The 22,496-nt window shown below is 60.0% G+C and carries 25 protein-coding genes and 1 pseudogene; 14 read left to right on the top strand and 12 right to left on the bottom strand.

Features of this window, described 5'->3' with window-relative positions; all coding sequences use genetic code 11:
• Positions 1-10 precede the first annotated feature (10 nt).
• The 3 genes from QRN52_RS00560 (at position 11) to QRN52_RS23885 (ending at position 2,560) form a co-directional block, all read left to right on the top strand.
• Positions 11-1,009: a hypothetical protein gene (locus QRN52_RS00560; RefSeq protein WP_284750865.1), complete on the top strand. Its 999-nt coding sequence runs from the start codon at positions 11-13 to the stop codon at positions 1,007-1,009.
• A gap of 328 nt (positions 1,010-1,337) precedes the next feature.
• Positions 1,338-1,934 carry a recombinase family protein gene (locus tag QRN52_RS00555; protein WP_284750864.1) on the top strand — a complete coding sequence of 199 codons (597 nt, stop codon included), beginning with the start codon at positions 1,338-1,340 and terminating at the stop codon, positions 1,932-1,934.
• A gap of 425 nt (positions 1,935-2,359) precedes the next feature.
• Positions 2,360-2,560 carry a DUF2510 domain-containing protein gene (locus QRN52_RS23885; protein WP_350225116.1) on the top strand — a complete coding sequence of 67 codons (201 nt, stop codon included), beginning with the start codon at positions 2,360-2,362 and terminating at the stop codon, positions 2,558-2,560.
• Positions 2,561-2,769: 209 nt separating this feature from the next.
• Here the strand turns inward: QRN52_RS23885 and QRN52_RS00550 are convergent, their stop codons facing one another.
• Complete coding sequence (locus tag QRN52_RS00550) at positions 2,770-3,576, bottom strand: helix-turn-helix domain-containing protein (RefSeq protein WP_284750863.1); 807 nt, start codon at positions 3,574-3,576, stop codon at positions 2,770-2,772.
• Between the two features lie 105 nt (positions 3,577-3,681).
• Here QRN52_RS00550 and QRN52_RS00545 point away from each other — a divergent pair, with 105 nt between their 5' ends.
• Positions 3,682-3,858, top strand: coding sequence for a hypothetical protein (locus QRN52_RS00545; RefSeq protein WP_284750862.1), 177 nt, complete (start codon positions 3,682-3,684; stop codon positions 3,856-3,858).
• A gap of 275 nt (positions 3,859-4,133) precedes the next feature.
• Here the strand turns inward: QRN52_RS00545 and QRN52_RS00540 are convergent, their stop codons facing one another.
• The 8 genes from QRN52_RS00540 to QRN52_RS00505 form a co-directional block, all read right to left on the bottom strand.
• A complete protein-coding gene (locus tag QRN52_RS00540) occupies positions 4,134-4,439 on the bottom strand; it encodes a tudor domain-containing protein (RefSeq protein ID WP_284750861.1) in 306 nt (101 codons plus the stop codon).
• 11 nt (positions 4,440-4,450) lie between these two features.
• A complete protein-coding gene (locus QRN52_RS00535) occupies positions 4,451-4,723 on the bottom strand; it encodes a ParB family protein (RefSeq protein ID WP_284750860.1) in 273 nt (90 codons plus the stop codon).
• Entirely contained in the window at positions 4,720-5,325 is a 606-nt protein-coding gene (locus tag QRN52_RS00530; protein WP_284750859.1) for a DNA-binding protein, read from the bottom strand. The genes QRN52_RS00535 and QRN52_RS00530 overlap by 4 nt, the downstream gene beginning before the upstream one ends.
• 74 nt (positions 5,326-5,399) lie before the next feature.
• Complete coding sequence (locus QRN52_RS00525) at positions 5,400-5,933, bottom strand: single-stranded DNA-binding protein (protein WP_350225115.1); 534 nt, start codon at positions 5,931-5,933, stop codon at positions 5,400-5,402.
• Between the two features lie 221 nt (positions 5,934-6,154).
• Complete coding sequence (locus tag QRN52_RS00520; protein ID WP_284750857.1) at positions 6,155-6,343, bottom strand: hypothetical protein; 189 nt, start codon at positions 6,341-6,343, stop codon at positions 6,155-6,157.
• Positions 6,344-6,664: 321 nt separating this feature from the next.
• Positions 6,665-7,318, bottom strand: coding sequence for a DUF4304 domain-containing protein (locus tag QRN52_RS00515; protein ID WP_284750856.1), 654 nt, complete (start codon positions 7,316-7,318; stop codon positions 6,665-6,667).
• 209 nt (positions 7,319-7,527) lie between these two features.
• Positions 7,528-8,055, bottom strand: a complete 528-nt coding sequence (locus QRN52_RS00510; protein ID WP_284750855.1) for a hypothetical protein — start codon at positions 8,053-8,055, stop codon at positions 7,528-7,530.
• A gap of 361 nt (positions 8,056-8,416) precedes the next feature.
• The gene (locus tag QRN52_RS00505; protein ID WP_284750854.1) at positions 8,417-8,941 is read right to left on the bottom strand and encodes a hypothetical protein; all 525 of its coding nucleotides are present in this window, start codon (positions 8,939-8,941) and stop codon (positions 8,417-8,419) included.
• Positions 8,942-9,328: 387 nt separating this feature from the next.
• Here QRN52_RS00505 and QRN52_RS00500 point away from each other — a divergent pair, with 387 nt between their 5' ends.
• Positions 9,329-9,982: a hypothetical protein gene (locus QRN52_RS00500; RefSeq protein WP_284750853.1), complete on the top strand. Its 654-nt coding sequence runs from the start codon at positions 9,329-9,331 to the stop codon at positions 9,980-9,982.
• Between the two features lie 105 nt (positions 9,983-10,087).
• Here the strand turns inward: QRN52_RS00500 and QRN52_RS00495 are convergent, their stop codons facing one another.
• Positions 10,088-10,495: a hypothetical protein gene (locus QRN52_RS00495; RefSeq protein ID WP_284750852.1), complete on the bottom strand. Its 408-nt coding sequence runs from the start codon at positions 10,493-10,495 to the stop codon at positions 10,088-10,090.
• A gap of 117 nt (positions 10,496-10,612) precedes the next feature.
• Positions 10,613-11,155 (bottom strand): hypothetical protein, encoded by a 543-nt coding sequence (locus tag QRN52_RS00490; RefSeq protein ID WP_284750851.1) that lies wholly within the window; start codon positions 11,153-11,155, stop codon positions 10,613-10,615.
• A 252-nt stretch (positions 11,156-11,407) separates the two neighbouring features.
• Between QRN52_RS00490 and QRN52_RS00485 the strand changes: the two genes are divergently transcribed.
• The 7 genes from QRN52_RS00485 (at position 11,408) to QRN52_RS00455 (ending at position 18,465) form a co-directional block, all read left to right on the top strand.
• Entirely contained in the window at positions 11,408-11,977 is a 570-nt protein-coding gene (locus QRN52_RS00485; RefSeq protein WP_284750850.1) for a recombinase family protein, read from the top strand.
• Positions 11,978-12,295: 318 nt separating this feature from the next.
• Entirely contained in the window at positions 12,296-12,541 is a 246-nt protein-coding gene (locus QRN52_RS00480; RefSeq protein WP_284750849.1) for a hypothetical protein, read from the top strand.
• Between the two features lie 281 nt (positions 12,542-12,822).
• A complete protein-coding gene (locus QRN52_RS00475; RefSeq protein WP_284750848.1) occupies positions 12,823-13,410 on the top strand; it encodes a hypothetical protein in 588 nt (195 codons plus the stop codon).
• A gap of 206 nt (positions 13,411-13,616) precedes the next feature.
• Entirely contained in the window at positions 13,617-14,744 is a 1,128-nt protein-coding gene (locus QRN52_RS00470) for a tyrosine-type recombinase/integrase (protein WP_284750847.1), read from the top strand.
• Complete coding sequence (locus QRN52_RS00465) at positions 14,741-17,203, top strand: tyrosine-type recombinase/integrase (RefSeq protein ID WP_284750846.1); 2,463 nt, start codon at positions 14,741-14,743, stop codon at positions 17,201-17,203. The genes QRN52_RS00470 and QRN52_RS00465 overlap by 4 nt, the downstream gene beginning before the upstream one ends.
• Positions 17,200-17,763: a DUF6262 family protein gene (locus QRN52_RS00460; RefSeq protein ID WP_284750845.1), complete on the top strand. Its 564-nt coding sequence runs from the start codon at positions 17,200-17,202 to the stop codon at positions 17,761-17,763. The genes QRN52_RS00465 and QRN52_RS00460 overlap by 4 nt, the downstream gene beginning before the upstream one ends.
• A gap of 198 nt (positions 17,764-17,961) precedes the next feature.
• Positions 17,962-18,465 (top strand): hypothetical protein, encoded by a 504-nt coding sequence (locus QRN52_RS00455; protein ID WP_284750844.1) that lies wholly within the window; start codon positions 17,962-17,964, stop codon positions 18,463-18,465.
• 256 nt (positions 18,466-18,721) lie between these two features.
• On the opposite strand, the pseudogene QRN52_RS00450 reads toward QRN52_RS00455, so the two are convergent.
• A pseudogene (locus tag QRN52_RS00450) lies at positions 18,722-18,904 on the bottom strand (glutaredoxin family protein); the annotation flags it as partial.
• Between the two features lie 797 nt (positions 18,905-19,701).
• Between QRN52_RS00450 and QRN52_RS00445 the strand changes: the two are divergent.
• Complete coding sequence (locus QRN52_RS00445) at positions 19,702-19,890, top strand: hypothetical protein (protein ID WP_284750843.1); 189 nt, start codon at positions 19,702-19,704, stop codon at positions 19,888-19,890.
• 285 nt (positions 19,891-20,175) lie between these two features.
• Entirely contained in the window at positions 20,176-22,446 is a 2,271-nt protein-coding gene (locus tag QRN52_RS00440) for a hypothetical protein (protein ID WP_284750842.1), read from the top strand.
• Positions 22,447-22,496: the final 50 nt, after the last annotated feature.

Below are 22,496 nucleotides of genomic sequence, written 5' to 3'. Positions count from 1 at the left end.
GGCGTCGAAAATGAGCATCGTGAACCTAGATTTTTCCCGCCTCCCCACGCCCAAGGACCGTCAGGCGTACGAAGCCAGACTCGCCAGGCTAAGTGGCAACTACGGGGCATCGGTCAAACGCTCGGCCAGGACACTTGACGCTCTTCAGGGAAAAGGGCCCCTGTTCATGCATGGGTTCCGCCTCCGTGACGAATTCATCTACCGGCAAGAAGCGCCGGCAGGGGATTATTCGGACCGAAAGGTTCCTCCGCGCGAACTCCGCCCGCCTTGCACCGAGATTTCATCAAGCCGTGGTTCAACTCTCCGGATCTATCTCACAGCCCTGGCAATTGCTCAAAAGACCATGAGAGCTGGAGGACATCCCCAGTGGCTGCCCATCGTGGCGAACACCGACCGCCCCGGCTGGACCGACCTTGTCGCAACCGACGCAGAGCGAGCGGGCCACGGACTGACAACACTCGAGGCAAAGGACAAGAGAGCCCGATCCGTCAGGGCAAGCTTCAAGCGGCTGGAGACGGCAGAACTCATTCGGTTTCCCAAATCCGAGGGCAAGCGAGGCGACTTCGAAAATTACGACCTTTTGGATGAGAGAGGTGCCAGCGGGGAGCAACAACTCTACAAAGTGCCCGGCCCCAAGGAGTCCCTGACCACCTTGCCGTCTGGGTTCATTATGAATTCCTGGGTCCACGTATTGGAGGACTCCGAACTCGCCCTCCTACTCATGGTCGCTTGTGGCAAAGGAAGTCTGGTCGGTCCCTTTGTAAGCATCCCAGCCGAAACTAGACTTCTCCACTACGGGATAGGCCGCGATCCTTACTCACGCGCCCGCAAAACCTTGGAATCGTTCGGCTTGCTAAAGGTCGAAGAAGTAAGGCGTCACCACGACGGCAAGTCGGAAGGGGGAGAGAATCATTTCCTCCACAGATTCGAACTCAGAACAGAAGGCTTCGATGAAGATGCTCTGACGACCGTCATTACGGTCCTAAAGGAGCAGCTGGCAAGAACATAAGGATCGTGTTCGGCGCGATCAATTGCATCCGCTACTGCGTGAGATACGTTCAGGTGAACACGGAGCGGGATCAGAGGCTCAGAGAACTCGACCGCAATATCCGTGCATAACGGGTGCCTTCGCCCCTCGCAGCTGTCGACAATCGCCTCGCGCGCATAGTGTCGCAAGAAACTACAGCTTTACAAGACACCACCTGGCCTGCCGGCTCAAATGTTCAATGCCCCGGAATCACGCGGACCCCATCCTACGGCGGGTGTCTTACAAAGTCGTCTCACTGTCCATCGTGTCTCGCGGCGAGTTTTGGGTGTTTCTGAGACAGAATGGCGGGGTGAGAAAACTCGGGTACACCAGAATCAGCACCGCCACCCAGGACGCCCAACTCCAACTCGACGCGCTCCTCGCTGCCGGCGTCCAGAAGCGCGATGTGTTCGCCGATGTCACATCCGGAAGCCGAACGGCGACCCAGCGTCCCGGGATGAAGAAGCTGCTTGAGTACGCCGAAGCCGGCGACACCGTCGTCGTGTGGCGAGTCGACCGGCTCGGCCGGTCCCTGATCGACGTCCTGAACACCGTCAACCTGCTGCGCGAACACGGCGTACACCTCCGATCCATCTCGGACGGAATCGACCCGGCTACCTCAACAGGGCGGATGATGCTGAACATGCTTGCCACTCTGGCTGAATACGAGCGCGAGCTGATCGTCGAACGTGTCAACGCCGGAATCGCCGCAGCCAGGCAAAGCGGAACCCGCTTCGGCCGACCACCAATCAAACCGGAGGTCATCGCGGAAAAGCTCGCAATCGTCGCCGATGCCCGCAAACGCGGACGCACAGCGGCAGACGCTGCCGCTCTCGTCGGATGGAGCCGCGCGACACTTTACCGCCACCAGACGTCCATTGGCTCCGCTGGAACCCAGGCCACATAGCGCTGCAATTTCTACGCCATCTATCACTGACTACGATCCACAGCGAATTGTGGTCTCGTAACTGAAGTCAGACGCCTCGCATCTCAAGCCAAGACGACGCGAAAGCCCCGGTTCCGTCGGAGAACCGCTTCCTTGGCGAATGAACGGGGCCCGGCAGGGACTTCGAGAAGGGCCGGGTTCGGCAGTATGATCTGGCTGAAATCGTTTCGGTCACCGCGATCGGGCAGAAGGGGGCGGTGAAGATTACTCGTAGACACCTTGGCGCGGCTATCGCGATCTGCGCGGCCGTGGTCTTGGCAGCCGGCATCACGCCAAACACGGTGGAATTTGACGGGAAGACTGCCTCATGCGGCTCGCCTTGGTTTCCAACTCGGGCTCTTGTTGGCAGCGCGTGCGCGAACAGCCACACGGTCCCAATTGTTCTTATGGTGCTGGCAGGCATTATCGGTGTGTGCATCATAATTGTTCTCGGCGTCAGTCTTGTTGGGGCGAATTCCGCTGCTGAGACTTCGATACAACCGGGCCCGCCCCCGGGCTGGTACCCCGATCCGAGCGACGCCACGAAAGAGCGATGGTGGGATGGAATATCCTTCTCCGAAAAGATTCGCCAACGCGACAACTCCTAGGTTGCAACTCGGATTCCATGGAGCCCGGCGGGTGCTAAGCTCGCCGATCTCAATGAGGGCGATATTTTGGCGTCTCGCTCTTCTCAAAACTCGATTCGGGCTTCTCGCTCGACACTCGATCGGATGAAGTCCTGGTGACTGTCTGTCCACTACCCCAGGAGCAACCGGTCCGGCGGTGCAGCCCAGGACCAAACAGGGGGATCGACCGGCTAACGGGCAGGGTGAGGCGGCTGCGGGGGCCCGGAGAAGAGGGTGGCCCCCTCTCGCAGTCCGTGGATGAATCCGGCGACCGCTGCTCGTTCCCGGACAGGCATCGCCTCGACCGATGACAGAATCCATGCCACGTCTGGCGAGATGGTCTCGGCATTGGGTCGTTGCGTCGCATCGGCCGTGACGGGTCGCGTCACGGGTTCCGGACATGCGAAGGAGCCGATCAGTTCCTGGCCCCTCCCCAAGTCGCCCTCCTCCGGAACCGAGCGCAGTTCGATCTTGAGTACCGCCGGCCACCCGTCGACAGGGTCACTGAGGCCAAGATGGACTTTGTAGTCAATCTGCCAAGTGTCGCCCAAAAGGTTCCTAAGGATTTTGCAGATCCGATCGGCGAGCACAAAGGCCTCCAGTGAAGGGACGTACTTCTCGTCGTTCCGACCCGATTCGTCCTCAGCCCACTCTTCCGCCTGGGTATGGTCGATTTGGAGCTGAGGACTTGCCTCGAGCTGGTGCCACCATTGTTGGATCGGACGCTCGTTCCCCGGGTCCTCCTCCTCGACCATTCCCTGCAAGGCCCACCAGAGTACAAGCAGGGCATCGGCATCGAGTTCCAGCGCATCAGCGTAGCCGCGGACCATCGCCTCGGTCTTGGGCGGACGGTTCCCACCCTCGGCCATTGAGACAGCGGCAACGGATAGCTTGGGGCTAAAAAAAGCGGCGACCTCGGATTGGTTCCTCGACGAGCGTTTCCGCACAGCCTGCAACACGGTTCCGAAAGCCACTGCGGAACTAGATCCGGATTTCACTTAACAAACTCCTTGTAAATCGTGTATCTTCGATTTCACCACAACACAAAGACTTCGTGTCCGTGTAATGTATCACGAGATCCTCAGGAGAAAAGAGAGTTGAACATGAAGCGACGATTCCTAACTGATCTCGTCAAAGCCGCTCGAGTCCTGGCCGAGACAACCGAGCAGGTGGCTCACGATGCTGGTCGCACGAGGGTGGCCCTCAACTCAATTGTTGATAACGTCCAGATCATCTACGGCGTCATATCCCCACTCCTCGGCCGTTTCAAGTTCAAGTAATCCTGCCCGCCCGGCCAGTGCCGCGATGAAAGGTTTGGCCAACGGACAGGACAGCGGAGCCTCGCCACTGGAGCTTATTTCTCCGCCTTGGTAGCTTTCGCGGAGCACACTCCTTGTCCCGCGAAGGTGTCCCGCACAGCGGGCTGCACCGACCTCCAGGGATCGACTGGGTGTATCGCTATGACGACTTTGAGGACGAGGACGATTTTGAGGACGGGGAAGAAGAGGACGAGCCCCCGCGGGGGCCTGATTGTCGGGCGCGCTGGAAACGACGGTTAATGGCGTGGACGCAGCTCGCTGTGATCGCGCCAGGCCTGGGTGCCGTCGTCGTACTCGACGGTCCATTCATCCGTGCCTGGTCGCTCGATGATGACGGCCGGCTCCCAGCCAGAGCCGTCCTGTCGCGCGACTTCGACATTCATGCCATCTGGGAAAGGATCGTGACTGGCGAGGTAGTCGGACACAATGTCCCTTAGGGTTGCCTGCGAAAGGGGCCGTGCATCTGGCGCGGCGAGCATCCAGCTCTCTAGGCCGTCCTGCTCCGCCCAGGCGATGGCCAGCGTCTCGACGTGGTTCTGCATCTCGTTCTCCTTCAATCGACCGTAAGGGCGCCAGAGTGGCGGGATAGTTCGTCTTTGGAGCGCCGGCCGGTGCGGGCGCTTCCCGGGGGTAGCGGTTCCCAGGGTTTGCCGTTGTTGTGCCGACGTTGCATCCGGCGGACTTCCTTGAGCGTAGCGGCCTCGATCAGTTCCGAGATGGATGCATATCCCTCGAGGTGGCCGGCGGCCGCGAAGGCCGCCCGGACCTGCCCGGCGTCGGCGGTGGCGAAGTACGGGGAAAAGCTCTCGGGCTTGGCCTTACTCACTCCCCCGCGCCCTTTGTCTCCGGGGACACGCGCTGCAGCAGGGCGTTGTGGACCTGTTCCAGGGTGGCGGCGCGGACCTCGGCTGTTGCGAGTCGGCGTGCAGCGTCCGCGGCTTCCTTGGCGGCGGCCCGCTCGGCCTCCCGGGAATCCTCGAGCTGCTTGCCGATCACGGCAAGCTGGCGCTCCAACGCCGCACGTTGGGCCTCCAGCCGGTTGATTTCCTCGGCGTGGGCTGCTGCGGCGGCGTCTTTGTCTGCGGTTGTCTGGTCCAGGTCGGCGACGAGCTCGGCGATTTCCTGGTCTTTGTCTTTGCGTTCCTGTGCCCAGAGGGCTTCCACGGCGGCGTGGCGTTCAGCGGCCAGGGCGGATGCTTCGGCCCAGCAGGCTCCGGCGAGGCGGGCCGCCTGCTCCAGCAGGGCCGCGGGGGTCGCGGCGACCTGCCCGCCGGCGGCCTGTTTCTCCTCGGCCCATTCCTTCAGGTACCGGGTGGCGTCGGCGTTGCTCACGCCGGCGGCCGCGCGGACCGTGGACACGGTGGGCCGGCGCTCGGCACTGATCTGTTCGGCCGCGGCATAGACGCGGTCCTTCACGCTCGACGTCATCAAAGCACCTCTTCGATTGCATGTAGTAGTAGGAGTAGTAACGATACTACTCCTACTACTACGGATGTTGAAGTTTAGAACGGCGGTTCGGAGTCCGGGCCGTTGCCCCAGCCTCCGGCGTTGCTGCCGGGCTGTGCGGCCCACGGGTCATCCTGCGGGAGGGACTGGCCTGTGCCGCTAGGCTGGGTGGTGCCGCCCTGGCTGCCGAAACCGTTGCCCCCGGGACCGCCCGAGCCGGGGCCGCGTTGGGTGCGGGTGACTTTCGCCTTCGAGTACCTGAGCGAGGCTCCGACCTCTTCTACCTCGAGCTCCACGACGGTGCGCTTCTCGCCTTCCTTGGTCTCGTACGAACGGCTCTTCAGCCGGCCTGAGACGATGACGCGCATGCCCTTGGTGAGGGATTCGGCGACATTCTCGGCCGCTTCACGCCAGACCGAGGCCCGGAGGAAAAGGGTCTCCCCGTCCTTCCACTCATTGGACTGCCGGTCAAAGGTGCGCGGTGTTGACGCGACGGTGAAGTTCGCGACGGCCGAGCCTGACGGGGTGAACCGCAGTTCCGGGTCGGTGGTGAGGTTGCCTATGACGGTGATGGTTGTTTCGCCGGCCATGATGTGGACCTTCCTTAGGGTGTGGTTGAAGATGGCGTCTTCGGTTTCGGGGCTGTCCACCTCGGTGTCGTACCAGGGGGCAGCGGGGTCCGGTTCCACAAGGTAGGGGTCGATGAGGGGGACGTTGATGGTGCTGGAAGGGTTGGCTTCGAGTCCGAACCAGTGCTCGTCCGGGTAGTACCGGCGGGGCGTGAGGGCGAACCGGTCCTGCGGGGGGTTCATCAGGCCGCCTTGTGGTGCATGGCCGCCTGGACCAGCTTGTCGCGGCGCAGGCCTGCCCAGTGGTCTTCGTCATCGGCGTTGTTCACAACGACAGTTATCTGAGGGTGCCGACTGTTTGTCATCCACGCGAGGGCGCAGGCTGGAGCTGCGGTCCGGAACGGAATATTCGGCAACAAAAAAGGGGTCATTTCAGTCCTTGATTTCGGTATCACTCTGGTTTGATTCGTCTGTTTGACCTGCCATCTCAATTCTAGTCGTTTTTCATATGAAAAAACAGCGCTTTCGCCTCTACTTATAAGGTTTTATATTCGAATTTTGTAAGCGCCTTTTACTTCGCGCAATCGCCGGAAAACTGTTGGTGTTGTCATTTTCCGAAGTCGTCTGCACAAATGTCCAAAGTCGTCAGCACAGCCACGACATGTACGGAAGGGGATCCCCAATCGGACGCAGCGGGGTCCGTTCAGCCAACCCATAACAGACACAGTCTTTCGGCCTCTTGGCGAGCTTGCTCAGTGGGTCAGATTGGCCTGGTCTCGCACCCAGGCATCAAATTCGACGCCATGCTCCCGCTGTTGCGGAGTGCAGTTTTCGAGTGCATATTGCAGGCGCTCATCCAACGCAGGACTCGGACCGCCATCCATCAGCAGCAAGGCCTCAGCTCGGGCGAGAAAGACCCCGGCGCTGGGCTGCTTCCAGTGTCCAAGGCCCCCGGTTCGAACCTGTTCGAGCATGCCCTCGCGTCTCAGCAACTGTTCAATAACTGGCCAGCCCGCGACATCCAACTGGCCAACCATGTCCTCGACTGCGGATACGGCTGAAGCAGCATCGGTGATCTCCCACCAACCATCCTGTCCAGCTGCGGTTCCCCCCGGATGAAGCCGCTCGCGATAGAGGCCCAGGTTTTCGGTCACTGACTTCGGCATTGCAGCACCTAATTTCACCCGGGTCCAACGAAGCCAGGGCTCAGGAGCGACCGCCAAGTTTATTACGCACTGCAAATGCTCCGCCGAACTAAAAGATGACGACTGCACGTTCACGACAGCCCAATCCCCTGAAGATGTGGACTTTCGCCAAGTCGGAGCTGAACCGTTAAAGCCGTGGCTCCGGGCGCAAGGGCCGAGAATGTCTCGCAGCGCTGCTTTGAGCGCTTTCTGAACTGTCATACAGGAACAATCGCATGTCAGGTGGGAAACGCGCAGATACGGGAACAGCAGTCTTCAACGCCGGAGGGAGCTTCAGGGAACAGTCACAAAGCCCGCCCCTGAGTTAACCGACATGTCCCCTAAAGGATCCTTGAACGGGCACCCATTATGCATGCCAGCCGCGCCCACCTCCGCACCTCCGGCGTCGCTGCAGCCCTGATGCGCGTCAGTCAGCCATCATCCGTCGCGTCAAAGTAGACAGTATGAATCGGGTGGAAGTCCGAGTCCCAACCAGCCACTTTCTCGGCAATTCCTGCCCGGTCCACATCGCTATAGTTCGGCGGAGCGACATCCAGGTCCGGGACGTCCACCGAGAAGAAGGCCGCCCGCTCAGTCAACACGCTGAGCTGGGCTCCGGGGGCCGGCCACATGCCGAGATCCAACCGCAGCAGGCCGGCCTCACGCCGCGCTGTTGATTCTCCCACGGTCCAGGCTGTCAGATTGGTGGCTCGTCGAGGCCCTGACCATGAGAGCTCTCTGACGCCATGAGCTACGAGAACGCCTGTATTGCCGTCCCGCAGTTGCAGCGCGGTGCGAAGTTCAAAGAGCAACCCAACGGTGAGGGTCAAAGCGTCGAACCGGAGATCGAGGAGCTGCGTTTCTTGTAGGGCACCGTTCTCCGTCAAGGGATCCATGTCAGGGGGCGTGCCGTAGGCATGCTGCTGGAGAGTGGGCAGCAAAAGTCTGTGGATTTTCATTATGGGATTCTTCGCTTTAGCTTCGAGGCGGGACAAGGGAGTTGTCGACCCATAGGAAACGTTACTCAGCCAAGGATTAATCATGAGGATGACGAGGCCACTTTGGTTCTGTGGAACCCGAACATCCCGGTGGTATTCGCCCGCTGATCCGGGTGTGACAGCCGGCGCTGACGGCCCTTGGCTGTTCCGTTTTGGGATCCCTTACCGTGCTGCCTGGGGTTGGTCTGGTAGCTTCGGATAAGCAGCGCGGCAGGCGCTTCCGTGTCCTTGGGCCCTTTGGCGGAGGAATACGCTCACTGATCGGATGCCATCAGTGACTCCAAGTTAGGGCTCTGCGAATGATGACAACGGGCGGAGTAATTCAGTCATCCGATGCGACGATGACGTGAAGTGTCCGGAGAATCCGATCAATCACGATGAACTCGTGGAAGCCGAGTTTTCCGGTGACGGAGCCATAGTCATGTTCGGCTTCCCGCGGGGGGTTGTGTAGCTTCAGGACAGGGCCTGAGCCTAGGAGTGAATAGATGGGCTCCAGCCTTTGCATGACGTCGGCGGGCTGGGAGTATTCCGGGTCCATCCATTCTTGGTCGTTGGCCCAGGCATTTATCTCGGCTGTGGCTGCCTCGGCGGTCGATGGCTCGAACAGGTCCGGGTGGATGGCATCAATCTTCCACCGCCCGTGGATTCCCCAGTCGCTGGGCTCACTGCCGCTCCTGGAGGGAAAGGGGGAGGCGTAGTCGTGCTGGTACCCGGGGCTCTCGATCAGGCTCTCAAGAAGGGATCGGTCGTCCTGGTCCGGTTCGATGAGGAAACGCGTCAACTGGATCCACATAAAGGTCCCGGAATCGAGATGAACAATTTCATCTCCGACAAAAGGCAATGTCATGGTTCAAATGTATTTAGGTTGGACCACTAGGCCACGACGGCGCGCGCAAGCATCGATTTCCTACTCAGCAGACGTGAGCACGTTGCCGTCGATTTGACGCGGAAGATCTGGAGAACGAACTGCCCCAACGGCCCGCAAGCCGATCCTTGACCGGACACACTTCGTCCTCGATAGGTCTTGATTGGACCAATTAGCTCATATGGTGGTGCCATGCCCGAGATGATCGCTTGGAACCTGGCCTTTCGTTGTGGCAATGGCCTGGGCAAAGCCCCAGGAGGAACTGCCGATGCTGCCCTGCCAAGCCAGCCGCCCTCAGGGTGGACAGGAAGTCAGGGGCCAGGCGTTCGGTGGGAACACTGGCCACGAAGCCTCAACACTGGCTTGCCCATGATGCATGTGCTGACTCTCTGGCTACCCGCAGACTTTCAAAGGCGCGGTCCCCAGTCTCCCGGAATCGCCATATTTGCTGGTGAGGGCCAGTTCGCAGTCGAAGACAAATCACCCATCCCAAGCGCTGACTCAACCGATCCGTTCCTACGCGACCTTGCAGCAACCGAGAACCATCCCGGCCTGCTCAGGCGCAGAGACCTGATCGACGGAGAATTCGCGATCCTCTGGCTCACGCATGATGAGGTGGCTGCCGGCCCGACGGCACCTCGTCCCGATCTGCGTGCCGAGGGTGAGCATATCGATGAGTCACAGGGCACTAATGCTTGGGACCACATCGAACCGACCACCGACGTTTGGTTGATCCCGCGAGTGGATCCGAATGCTGGCAAGACACCCGTCGAACTCTGGGGAGATGAGGTCGGCCCCGACGGGTATGTCAATCCCACAACAGGCGGGAGCCTCGCAGACTGGGCAGAACCCCTATTCGCCGTAAGCCACTTGGGCGGAACGGCCTTCCCCGTCCAAGCGATGCCTGATGGGCTCACTCCCTGGTACCTGGAACTGGAAGAGATCTCGGGACTCAACTTCGGCGGTGGCGGCAACGCTCAATTCGATCTGGAATCCGATACTTTCGACTGGGCCTGCGGATAGCGAAATAAGGCGAAGTCCCGTCAACAACCTGTTCGTAGGAGGATCCTCCAGAGGACGATCATCCTCTCAACTTGTTGCCTCGGGTGTTCGGATCGGGACTTCTGTTCAGGCTTCGGGAGATGCCTTTGCGGCGGAAGCAGCCATTTCCAATAACACGTTGAGCCGGTCCTCAAAAGTCTCCTGGGCTCCGAAAAATGCCTGATCAGTCAATCTGGGGCCGAAGGTATCAAATGCGTGAGCCTCAATTTCGGCGCCCTGCTTAGCCGCGCGAACTCGGATTGTTATCGCAACTGGCAAGTTCTTGCGACCCAGGGAGAGCAGATTGCCCCAGAGACGGTACTGCCAGTTTGATCCCGTTCGTATCTCGAGGGAGTCCTCGTCCTGTTGGATCTTTGCCTTCTCGGACGCGAACGCTGTGGAGATGGCCGCCAAGACCTCATCTGGAGAAAGCGGTGAGAACCACTGTTCGGTCTTTTCGAACATCGGCTTTGTTCGGCTTCCCGCTATCCCCATTGGTCTTCTCCTAACACTAGGAATTTGACGACAGCCTAGCCTTTGGAACGAAAGAAGGTGAGTGACCTTCCCAAAAACAAGTGTCCATTAGCCGGTCCTTGACCGAGGCCGCCCAGCCTACACGCACACCCAGCAGTAGAGCCCTTGCCCGGAGGCTTTGGATCGTCGGGCCAGGCCGGCCAAATCTTTTAGGAAGCCGGCAAGAAGCGCCGGGTCAGCTGCGTTCCAGAACTCCTCAGTCTCCGACCATGGGATCGCCACCCGCTCAAGAGCCTCGTCGGAAGCGGTGGCCAACGCTGTGGAAAGGGGCTCCGTTAGGGTCAGTACAAGACGCTCCCCGCCATCCCGATCCGCGAGGGCTTGCCCGCTCCGTGGATCGTCCATGACTTCGTCGAAGGACCGTCCGGTGAGCAGCTCTTCTAGTGTTCCCAGCTGCACAACGGGATCAATACCGTTGCCGGATACCGTGTCGAATACTGCCGCCTCCTGGTAGGTCACGGCCGCCGGTGCCGCCGGTTGGCGTTTGCGGCCGAAGATGCCTCGCCGGGGCTCGGCCGGCGGAGCGATCGTCGTCTGGGATCCGGGACCGCCGACACGATCGATCACCGAGGCTGCTTCCTCATCGGAGGCAGCAGAGAAGTAGTCAAAAAGAACACCCACGATCGACATTCTCCACTACGTGAGGACGCCCCGACTAAGCCGGGCCGGCAACGAAGTCCGAACCAAGTGCGCCTTTTGGTGAACTACCGTCAACTTCATAAATCACCGCCCGCTAGCCGGTCGTTCACCGGCCGCTCCGGCGCCCCCTTTGGGCTCTCTGAACTTCCGCGTGTTTCCGCCATTCTCGGATTCCCGTATACCCTGCCCGAATTAATGCCCGGTGAAGGGGCCCTATACGCTACAGTCCGAAGCATGCTCATCGGTTACGCCCGCTGCTCGACCAACACCCAGGACCTCACCGCCCAGCACCATGCCCTCCAGGCCCTCGGCGTTGACGCCGAGATGATCCATGTCGACCACGGATTCACCGGCACCAAACGCGACCGACCCGGGCTGAACAAGGCGCTGGCTGCATGCCGCGATGGCGACACTTTCGTCGTGACCAAACTGGACCGGCTCGCACGGTCCCTGCCCGATGCCAGGGACATCGCCGACGAACTCACACGCAAGGGCGTGAGCCTCAATATCGGCGGCAGCATCTACAACCCGCATGACCCGGTAGGGAAGCTGCTATTCAATGTCCTGGGCATGGTCGCCGAATTCGAAGCCGACCTCATCCGGGCCCGGACCCGCGAAGGCATGGCGGTAGCGAAAGCCAACGGGAAACTCCGAGGACGGCAGCCCAAACTCTCCAAAAAGCAGGAAGCCCATCTCGTCAACCTCCACCGGAGTGGCACGCACACCACAACGGAGATCGCCGAGCTCTTCGGCGTTGCCCGCTCCACCGTCTACCGGGCCATCAAGCGAGCCGGCACACCGTGAAGCGCCGTCCGTTGACGTTTTGTGCAGGCGACTCTCGATCAAAGTGATGCTTTGTGCAGGGGACTTCGGACACCACATGTCCATACCCGACTGCACAACTCCCGGATTGTCAGGGCACTTCGTGCAGACAACTTCGGAAAATGACAGGTGTCATTTTCAGAAGTCCTCTGCGCGGAATGTCCAAAGTCGTCTGCACCGCAGCCCGTCCAGTTGGAACGCTTGACGGGGCCTAACCTCCAAGGAGTCATGGAGCTGGGGGCAGTCCCGCATTGCAGTCCCGAAGAACGTGTTGGCCATTCCTGGTTCCATAATCAAGGTATGGACAGAAAGCAGCTCGAGCTTGCCCTCGCAGCAGAAGGTTTCCCGCCGGATTCTTACGTGATGCACGGCAGCGACCGGAACGACACGTTGAACATCGAACAACAGGGGCCCAAGTTCGTTGTCTATTACACGGAGCGTGGGTCTCGAAGCGATGAGCACGAATTTCTTTCTGAAGCTGATGCTTGTGACTACTTTTTAGAATCAATGAGACGCGCCTACCCGAGAGCAAAACACTCCGCTTAACCAGCCGAGTCCAGCAGACGACTGTGGGAATATGCCTGTGGTCCTGTTGAGTGGGACGTTCGTTGTTTCAGTACTTGGCGCTGTGTACGTCGTGGACAAGTTCCCGCCGGGATCCGGCCAGCCTCTTCACATCAATCTGGATGAGTCTGGCGGTGCGAATCCCTAAGTATGATTGCCGAAATGGGGAAACTTCAGCACTCACCGGTGCTTGCCGGCACGCTCCTGCGGTGTGCCTCTGACCGCAGTCCCAACGGCGGTCGCGCGATGGATGTGTCGGTCACATGACTGGGCTCATGAGGACATGGTCGTGGGCAGCCTCGATGGCGGATGTTGAGGAACGGCGGCGTCACGCCCAGCTGATGGTCGGGGCAGTCCTGGCATCGGTTAGCTACATGACCATTGACTATGAGCGTCTCGAGCGATTCCCGGAACTGGAACTGACCGGCCCCCGTAAAATCACGGACCCAGCGGAATGGGCTGATCCGCAGTGGTTGTGCCCAGGGTTCGACACAGTTGACTATGGCATCGAACTTGTCATGACCGACGGGCGGATTTCTTCCTCGACGTGGGACCCGCCGGGAGACATCGAGGGAATTGGGCTGCGTGCCGTCCCGCTCCTGGGGACCGGAGTGGCGGCCGACGCCGATGTTGCAATCTGGGACGTTAGCGGACAACGACGCTGGCGCGACAGATGCGCCCACGAAATCATGGGCGTGGAGCTCAACTACAGTCCATGGGGCACCGGCTCCGGTTTCTGGTGCCCGGCAGTCAACATCCACTTCAAAAACTCGTCGGTCGAGTTGATGCTTGGTGAGTCCGGCCCTGAATGTGTCCTGGTTCCATCAGCCGACAACATCATTGTCCGGTAGGAGTGACCGCCAGCTCGGGCCGGCCAGTGTTCACAAGTCATCTGCACAACCCCCGAGACCCCACCCACGGGAAGGTTGGCGCAGTCAGCTTCTGAAAATGACAGGACGTTCATCTTCTACTCGCTTCGACTTCAGCGGGGAATCCTGCATTTTTCACCGCTCGGGACTACTCGTTGAATGTGCTTCCTTCTTCGCGATCATTCCGTTTGAGCAACGCCGTGCTGCCGTCCAGTGGAGCGGTGGTGGCGGTCATGGAGTGCTTTGACGGGAGCCTGCATGATGAGGCCACGAACTGGTTGGGCTTCCTTGCGGGCGCCGGCAAATCGCCGAACACCATCCGGGCTTACGGACTTCGGCTCGCTTCGTACTTGACCTGGTCGGCGGCTTCAGGGCGGAACTGGCGCAAGGCCGGCCTCTCGGGGCTTGTCGAATGGAAAACCGTGGTGCTTGGCCAAGCCAGTGGTAGCGAACCTCGACCGCGGAAGACCGGGACGGTGAATGCCTGGATGACTGCGGTGGTCGAGTTCTACAAGTGGGCTGAAGCCTCCGGCGTGATCGAGCAGCCGATCTCTGGTTTGGTCTATGAACCCCGGTATATCGCCGCCGGACTGTACGGCGGAGAGCATGGCCGCGTCCGGCAAGTCAGGGTTCCCGAGCTGCAGGTCCGGCGGGTCGAGGATCCCGAAGCGCTGGAGTGGATCGAATCCCCGACCGACCGCACAGCCTTGTTGGAACTTGCACTGCCGGCCCGGGACCGGTTCCTGGTCGATTTGCTGTTCTTTACTGGGCTGCGGGTCGGCGAGGCGCTGGCGCTTTTTCGCCAGGATCTGCATCTTCTCGCCGACAGTTCGGCTCTGGGCTGCCAGGTCCGGGGGCCCCATGTCCACGTCCGTTCAAATCAGGTTCTTAATGGCGCCAGGGCGAAAAGCGGTCCGCGCTGGGTTCCCGTGCCTGACCGGGTGGTGTTCTCGTATGAGGACTATCTGTTGGAACGGCATGAGTTCGTCGGTATCGACGGCAGTCCGCACGTTCTCATCAATCTGTACCGCGGGAATTCCGGGACGGCCATGACATATGCGGGTGTCCGGGATCTTTTCGGCCGTATCTCCACGGCCATAGCGACGCGCGTACGCCCTCATATGCTTCGCCATACCCGTGCCACCATGTGGCTTCGCGGGATCGACACCCCTCGGCTGGATTTGGACACGGTCCGGGTGCTGCTCGGGCACGCTTCACTGGAAGCGACCAGTATTTATGCCCATTCACGAGTTGAGGACCTGCGCGCCGCCGTCGGCAACGCGACACTCAAAGGCGCTGCCGGGCAATCCAGGTGAATGCGCCGTCGGCGGCCGCTGGGGCGCGGATCACAGCCCTGCGGCCGCGCACGGTTCCAGACCGGAGGGACTGGACCGGCTTCCTCGAGGACCAGATGCCGCCTGACTGGCTCCCCGGTGAATGGGATCCCCGGACAGGCACCCTCACTCCCCTACCGGATACCGGCAGGTTCGGCGTCGTCACGTGCTCACGCGGCGGCTGTGATGCCGTCATTGAACAACGCAAAACGTGTGAACGCTGCATCCAGTCCGACCAAGGCGGCGGCGCCAATGACGTCGAACCCAGCACCGGGATGGCAGGATCGACGTCCGGACCATACCGTCGCCTGGACTGTGTCTTGACCAGGGACGGGATCCGGTGCGGCCGGAACCAACTCAGCCACGGGCTGTGCCGATCCCACTACGCGCTCTACCGGGCGAGCAGGACCCACAACGACGTGAAAGGCTGGCTCGCCTCGACCACCTCCATGCCAAAAATGTTCCTGCCATGCGCGGCGAGAGGTTGTCCCGTCAGCGCCGAAAATCCCCGCGTCCCGCTGCTCCTGTGCACCAACCACAGCTACCGGCTGCGGGCCAAACAACGACGCGGCGACATCGTCGATGAGCAAGGAGCCCGGGAATGGTTGGCCGAACCCACCGAACCCCGGGTCATCCTGCGGATCGGCCGGCTCGGCCCGCGCCTGCAGGCCGAACTGCGCTACGTAATCCAAACCCATCTCAGCCTCGGCCGCAGTCCCCTGCAAGTGGCGGCATACCGGGACCTAATCAACAAAGCCATCATGTGGAACACGACGTCGCTGGCCGCGACCATCGCGCACCCGGGCAACAGACCCAGCTCAAACAGCCGCTCCGTTCACCGCTTCATCACGGAAATACTCGACCGGGAAGAACGCCGTCATGCCGGCAGCGACCCCCACAGCGAGGACCTGATCTACCTGAGCGACCTTAACCTTCGCATCACAGCCTCGGCCCGGAGGGAAACATTTCAAAAGCCTCCCCTGGACCTGCGCCGGATCACCCAGCCCTGGCTCCGTGAAGGCTACCGCACCTGGCTACTGACAACCCTGCCGCGTCGGACCGACGCTCAGACCGGCTACCGCATCACGGTCCTCGCCGCCCAGGTCCTGGGCCAGGGCCCCGATCACGGTAACGATCCGCGGGCTCTCGGTCCCGCGCATATGAGCGCGATCATCAACGCAATGAACCGGCAATGGCCACACTACGGCGGCGCCAAAGGCGCTTTCCGCATCTGGCGCCATATCCTCGATACCGGCCATCGGACCACGATCTGGAACGAGGTCCCGCGCGGGTTCAGCTACAACCCGCGCATCCACAAACCGCCGACCCACCCAAGCACTTTCCGCGAGAACAGCACAACGGGCCGCGCAATCCCGGCTGCAGCCGTCGCGCACCTGCGCAACAATCTCCACGCCCTGGGCCAGTACGCGAACAAGGATATGGCGATCGCCATGCTGGCCGTCCTTATCGATACCGGGCGCCGGCCAAGCGAAGTGGCCAGCCTGCGCAGAGACTGCCTTCAACACGACCGCCACGGGGACTGGATCCTCCTCTACGACAACCACAAAGCCGGACGGCCGCAACGAAGACTGCCCATCCAGCAGGAAACGGCCAACGCCATCACCGACTGGCTTGCCAGCCCCAGCGTCACCCGGGCCTCAAAGTCCCGGTGGCTCTTTCCAAGCCCCATAAAGGCTCGAACCGATCAACCCGCGAGCTACGGGCTGCTCCACGGCGCTCTGCGCCGCCTCATCCGCGACGTGCAGCCGCTCCAAGGTCCAGTCAAAAACCTCCACGGGACACCGGTCGACTTCAGGTTCGCCGGCCTCCGTCCCCACGATTTCCGCCACTCCTACGCTCAGCGCCACGTGGATAACGGCACCGCGCCCGACGAGCTACGCGACCTGCTTGACCACGACGACATCCGCACCACCATGGGCTACTACCAGGTCAACGACAAGCGCAAGCGGGCCGCGGCCGACCTTCTGGCACCGTTGACCTATGACCGGACCGGGGAACAAATCGGGATGGCCGCGGGCCGGCGGGCCATGGCCTCGGTTGCCGTTCCGTACGGAGGGTGCACGGAACCCTCCAACGTCAAGGCCGGCGGGACATCGTGCCCTATCCGGTTTCAATGCTCCGGCTGCACGTTCTACCGCCCCGACCCGTCCTACCTGCCCGACATCGAACGCCACCTCGTGGAGCTGAAAACAAACGCCGCCCAAGCCCGCCGCCTGAACGCCCCACCCCACACCATCGCGAATTTCGATGGCCAGGTCGAGGACTTCAAAAAGATCGTTGACCGCATGCGCACCGATCTGGCTCTCCTGCCTGAACCCGACCGGCAGGCCATCACCGACGCTGCTGCGGTACTGCGCACGTCCAGGCTCGCCGCTCACTCTGGCCAACAGCTGCCCCTGCGGGTAAAGGAACGATCATGACAGCGGAAAAGAGCGCCTCGTTCGCAGGCATGATCTCCGCCCGCCGCAAGGAAAGCGATCGTAAACAAGCCGCCACAGCTTCCACCATCAACAGATTGCTATTGAACGGGACGCTTATCAGCATCAGCTCCGTCGCGGACGATGCAGGCGTCAGCCGCAACTTCATCTATTCTCACGATAATCTGCTTCACCAGCTCGAAGCCGCTCGCCAAACGCAACGGGACGCTAGCGTCCCTCGTCAAAGACCTCCGAGTCACGGGCTACCTGGGCGAGCCAACCTACAGTTGGAGCTTGCTCTGGCACAGCAGACGATAAAACGACTGCGAAATGAGCTGACGGAGATCAGCGGGCGGCACCAGTTGTGCCTTGGAAAACAGGTCGACGCGTTGGCAGGATCCGAGAATCCCCAAACGGCAACCGCACTCGAAAACGATCGTCTAACAACTGAAAACCGGCTGCTGCGCGCGAGGATCGAGGCCCTTGGGCACCGCGTCAACGATCTACAGGACGACCTCGCCGCCGAGCGCCGCAGCGCCGCTGAGGTCGTCATACATCACTGAAAATGCATCGGTCCGCGTCGCTCCTACTGATTAGGTCAACAGAGAGGCTTCTACAGGTAGCATCAGGTCATTCACGTGCAGAATTTGGGGGACATCTTGACCAACACAGACACGCCTGTGACTGCCCGGCGCCGGAAGCGGTTAATCCTGCTCGTCGTCATCACACTGGTGGTCTTCGGAGCAGCCGGCGCAGGAGGCGTGGTCTGGTACAACATGGACCAGACTCACCAGGCACAAGTCCGTGCCGATGAAACCCAGCGTCTTCAAGACGAAGCTGCAGCCAAGAAAAAAGCAGATTCGGACGCATACTGGGCAAAAGCGTACGCCGATCAGCAAAAGCTCCAATCCGACGAGGCGCAAAAACGAGCTGCAGCGGATGCGCAGGCGAAGGCTGCGGCGGCTGCCGATCTTGCAGCAAAAGGATGGAAGCCCGCCGCCGCCGGCATCTACACCGCCGACATCCCGGGCGGCTACAAGTGCACAACCCTTCCCTGTAACAAATTCCTGGTCATGACCACCCAAGCCGGAGGATGCCCGAACGGGATCCTCATTCGTGGTCGCTGGCTCCAACACGGCGTGGTCACGGGGCCCGTTACCGAAATAACCGGATCCCTGCATGAAGGCGAACAGGCCGCAGTCGAAATCCTGGACTACACCGGGAACTCCGACACGGTCGACCTGACTGATTTTCGCTGCAACTAGGTTCTCCTGGATGACCTGCACCTCAACACGCCTGACGGAGCCCGGACCTTCGAAGAAGTATTCAAAAGCGGCTGGCTAGCGACACAGAAAGGACGCCGCTTCCTGCGGCATCATCGCCAAAAAGCATGAAGCTCACCAACTGACCCCTCCTGGGTCCAGCGCAGCAACCGCTTGCTTACAAAGTCGGAGCCGCAACGTCGCTGACATCAATGACACCCACAAGCAGAAAAGCAGAGCTCCCGGCAGGGTCTCCTCAGATAACGACAGGCGCCTGGGAGTAGCCGAGTTCCTGAGTGATGTATTCCAGCGCTGCGGGCACTTCGGTGATGTCCACCGCTTGGTAGGTGATGCCTTTGCGGTCGAAGTAGGCCTTCGTCTCATCGCACTGGCTGCAGGCCGGCTTGGTGTAGACGGTGTACTCGGCTGGGGTTGAAGTCATTTTCAGTCCTGCGTTTCGTATGGATTCTGGTTGCGTTCGTCTGGGTGACTTTCTACTTCAATTTTACCAATTTTCATATGAAAAACAAGCAGTTTTACCCTTATTTTACGCGGATTTCGATCAACATTTCGCGAGGCTTTCGGGGGTTGGCGGCCGCAGTTTCGGACCGGTGAACATGTCATTCTCAGAAGTCGTCTGCACCGAATGTCGGAAGTCCACTTCACTAAGCCGTTGGGCGGCGCCCGGTTGCAATAGTGAAGAGGAGCACCGAGCAAAAGGGACGTTAGTGCAGAGGAGTGCCGAGCAGCCAATGTTCACAAGTCATCTGCACTATCCCCGAAATCACGGGAAGGTCAGTGCAGTCAGCTTCTGAAAATGACACCGCGAATAGCCTTCCTGGACTCTTGGGTGAAAGCGCGAAGTAGCCCGCTGGGAATCCCCCTGCGCTTGAAGATCAGTCGCAATTCCAGGCGAGTCTCCCCCGTTTGTCGACCCCTGCCGTCTGGGCGTGTGTTGTCCCGGCCCAATACACTCATCCGTCTGTTCGTGGTGCGTCCGGAGATGGAGTCTTGGTCCATGGGGTAGTCCCGGTTCTTGTGCTGCCCTTGCCGTGGCGGGAGGGCTAGGCTGTGGCCGTGAGGCCGCGGAGATGTTGTGGCCTGAGGGGCGGCGGCCGAGCGGATCGAGATGCTCAGGGATCCTTTCCTCGAGGCGTGGCGGTCTGTGACCCGCAACCTTCTTGCCAACACGCTGGAATCCGCCGGTATCACGGTCTCCCCGCCAGTGCATCCTGGGCTGTGGCCACCCTCGAATGGGACGGGCTGCGTTGTGAGCCCCTGTTGTGTTCCGTGGATGAGGAACTACCCGATGCGCTTCACGCTGCCGCCGTCTACGGCGGCTTGCAACAATCTTCTTTCGACGAGGTGATGGCCGGCTACGAGACGTGCCTGGTGCAGCTGCTTCGCATCCCCGGCGGAAACCAATAACTGACACACCCCTCCCTACGGATACAGTGCGGCCACGGGCAGAATCGTGTCGCGGAAATCTCAGAGAATTTTGGGGTGAACCGGCACCTTGAGCGCTCCAAGTTCCTTAGAAGGTGAACGCCGGCGGCGAGGGCCTGTGCCATCAAAGCCCAACTTTCGGGCTGTTTGCTGACATCGACGAACGCGGTGCCTGCCCACTACGGAGTGTCCAGAAGTCATGTCAGGACTCCCAATTAGGATTGGGACTCTGTCGAGTTCGAACCGAAGCCTAATGAGGAGCCCCCGTTGCCAAACCAGGCGATTAACACCGATCTCATGATGATCGCTCTTGGCAAGATTCAGGGGTTCCCGTTCGAGGCATTCGTGAATGATTACTTCGGGGCGCTTCTGGGCAAGAAGTTCATTCCTCTCGGCGGCATTAAAGATGGCGGAGCCGACGGCTTTGAGACCTACGTCAGCGAGGATTCTTCGGGCAAAGCCTTCATACAGGCGAGTGTCCGCATGGATGTGGAAGATAAAGTTCGTCAGACTGTACGGCGACTTCGGGAGTTCGGCCGTACGCCTAGGTCACTCACCTACGTTACGTCCAAGCCCGTGAAGGCACTGGACATCCTGGAAGAGAACCTCACAGCTGAACTCGACGTCACTGTCAGAATTAGAGACGCCAACTATCTGGCGAGTCATGCAAACGACAACCTCGGTACACAAGCCGCTTACAACCAGCATCTTCGCCATCTAAACGAATCCTTGGACCACATTGGATCCTCGACTGTCGTGATGCCATCCAGCCACGTGCGTGATCCCTCAGTTTTTGTTTTTCTTTCGCAGGAAATCGAAAGGCGGGATGGCAATCACACGCTAGTAGCAGACGTGGTGGACAGCCTTATCCTTTGGTCGCTGGAGGAGACGGATCCCGAAGAGGGCCGCCTGATGACAGAACCAGAAATTCTGCAGAAAATCCTGGAGGTATTGCCTTCAGTTGAAAGTTTGGTCAAGCCCCGGTTGTCGAAGCGTCTCGCGGCGCTTTCGACAAAGAAGCGAAACGACGGTCGCGCGGTGCGACGATATAGGGCTACCAGTCAGTACTGCCTTCCCTTTGACACACGCCAGCTTCTTCGTGGGGAAAACCAGACTGATGAGACCTTGAGGACAGCCGTCGAAGCATCCATCGAAGAACGAATATTAGCCATTCCCCATGAGGGCTTGGGCGAGGTGGGCCTCACAGAAGCGGTCAAGGTCACCATGCGCTCCCTTCAACTCACGTTTGAACGCCAAGGTCTGGCTTTCATCTCGTCGCTTCAAAAAGATGAACCAACGGAGATGGTGGTCGTGACCGACTCCCTCGCGGCTGCTCTTGAAGAGTTGAACATCAATGGCCGGCGACGAAAGCTCATTGGGGACGTGGCATTCGAATGTCTTCGTGGCGTGCTCTACGAGTCAACGGCCCCGGAGCGCGAATACCTGCACAAGCTGTCACGAACCTACGCGTTGCTGTTCACGCTGAACTCCGAGCCAAAGCTCGTCGATTTCTTCCAACGGATGGCGGGTGATTTCTACCTGTACGTCGGCTCCGACCAACTCGTGCGCGCACTCAGCGAGATCTGCCTCGATGAAGCAGACAAGGTCGTGACTAACACGCTCAAGATGTCCGCCCAAGCCGGCGCGAAGCTCGTCCTGACAGAGTCTGCCTTGGATGAGATAGTGCACCATCTCAGGGGATGTGACCACGAATTCCAAAACACATTTGCAGACATCGAAGATAGTGTCACCTACGAGCTTGCCCGCAACTCTCCAAAAATCATGGTCCGCGCCTACCTGTACTCAAGGTTGGGAACCAACCAGAGGACTAGGCCGACGAGCTGGAAAGCCTTCATTAACCAGTTCTGTAGCTTCGAGATGCTTCATCGACCCCAAGCTTTTCAGGCCATCCGACGATACTTGCAAAACGAGTTTTCTATGGACTACAAAGATCGCATCGAACTTCGTGACCTGGTCAATGAGAAGCAACTTGCAGAGTTGGCAACCACTTTGGAGGAAAACGGCAACAAGAAGTTCGAACTAGCCGAAAACGATGCCCTTATGGTGCTTTCTGTGTACGGACACCGCAGAAAGAAGCGGGAAAGCTCCAATATCTCAGAATTTGGTTACCAAACGTGGTGGCTGACCGGTGAAACGCGGGTGCTGCGCCACACCGGCGAAATCGTACGCAACAACTCGGGCGGCAAGTACGTCATGCGCCCAGATTTCCTGCTGAACTTTCTAACTCTGGCACCGGCCGCAGCACAAGCTAGAGAGACATTCTCATCAATCTTTCCCAGCCTCCTGGGTGTTACGTTGTCGCGACGGATGGCAGACGCCCCCTTCAAGAAAATGTTGGGGCTCGTTAAGGAATCCGAAACGATGAACGACGCCCGCAGAATGGCTGCAATCGCCGAATACTCCGACCAGTTGAAGAGCGATCTCCATCGTCAGTACCTCACCATTCACTCGGAATCGGGCGATCAGTTCGCTGGTATCGATGCTTTGGCAGAGCAACTCTGGGACGTCGAGGGCTGACCTTAAGGATTCCATCCCGGCTCCAGCGCCCCCGGAGTTCCTGCACCGGG

It is taken from the genome of Arthrobacter sp. efr-133-R2A-120 (genome assembly GCF_030209835.1).
Taxonomy (GTDB): domain Bacteria; phylum Actinomycetota; class Actinomycetes; order Actinomycetales; family Micrococcaceae; genus Arthrobacter.
The sequence above is the reverse complement of the archived record's forward strand: the minus strand, read 5'-3'. Positions and strand labels throughout refer to the sequence as shown.

Coding starts and splice junctions, on each gene's coding strand:
- QRN52_RS00560 (WP_284750865.1), top strand. CDS start 11: ATGAGCATCGTGAACCTAGATTTTTCCCGCCTCCCCACGCCCAAGGAC.
- QRN52_RS23885 (WP_350225116.1), top strand. CDS start 2,360: ATGGTGCTGGCAGGCATTATCGGTGTGTGCATCATAATTGTTCTCGGC.
- QRN52_RS00545 (WP_284750862.1), top strand. CDS start 3,682: ATGAAGCGACGATTCCTAACTGATCTCGTCAAAGCCGCTCGAGTCCTG.
- QRN52_RS00540 (WP_284750861.1), bottom strand. CDS start 4,439: ATGCAGAACCACGTCGAGACGCTGGCCATCGCCTGGGCGGAGCAGGAC.
- QRN52_RS00530 (WP_284750859.1), bottom strand. CDS start 5,325: ATGACGTCGAGCGTGAAGGACCGCGTCTATGCCGCGGCCGAACAGATC.
- QRN52_RS00525 (WP_350225115.1), bottom strand. CDS start 5,933: ATGGCCGGCGAAACAACCATCACCGTCATAGGCAACCTCACCACCGAC.
- QRN52_RS00520 (WP_284750857.1), bottom strand. CDS start 6,343: ATGACCCCTTTTTTGTTGCCGAATATTCCGTTCCGGACCGCAGCTCCA.
- QRN52_RS00515 (WP_284750856.1), bottom strand. CDS start 7,318: ATGACAGTTCAGAAAGCGCTCAAAGCAGCGCTGCGAGACATTCTCGGC.
- QRN52_RS00510 (WP_284750855.1), bottom strand. CDS start 8,055: ATGAAAATCCACAGACTTTTGCTGCCCACTCTCCAGCAGCATGCCTAC.
- QRN52_RS00505 (WP_284750854.1), bottom strand. CDS start 8,941: ATGACATTGCCTTTTGTCGGAGATGAAATTGTTCATCTCGATTCCGGG.
- QRN52_RS00500 (WP_284750853.1), top strand. CDS start 9,329: ATGATGCATGTGCTGACTCTCTGGCTACCCGCAGACTTTCAAAGGCGC.
- QRN52_RS00495 (WP_284750852.1), bottom strand. CDS start 10,495: ATGGGGATAGCGGGAAGCCGAACAAAGCCGATGTTCGAAAAGACCGAA.
- QRN52_RS00485 (WP_284750850.1), top strand. CDS start 11,408: ATGCTCATCGGTTACGCCCGCTGCTCGACCAACACCCAGGACCTCACC.
- QRN52_RS00480 (WP_284750849.1), top strand. CDS start 12,296: ATGGACAGAAAGCAGCTCGAGCTTGCCCTCGCAGCAGAAGGTTTCCCG.
- QRN52_RS00475 (WP_284750848.1), top strand. CDS start 12,823: ATGACTGGGCTCATGAGGACATGGTCGTGGGCAGCCTCGATGGCGGAT.
- QRN52_RS00460 (WP_284750845.1), top strand. CDS start 17,200: ATGACAGCGGAAAAGAGCGCCTCGTTCGCAGGCATGATCTCCGCCCGC.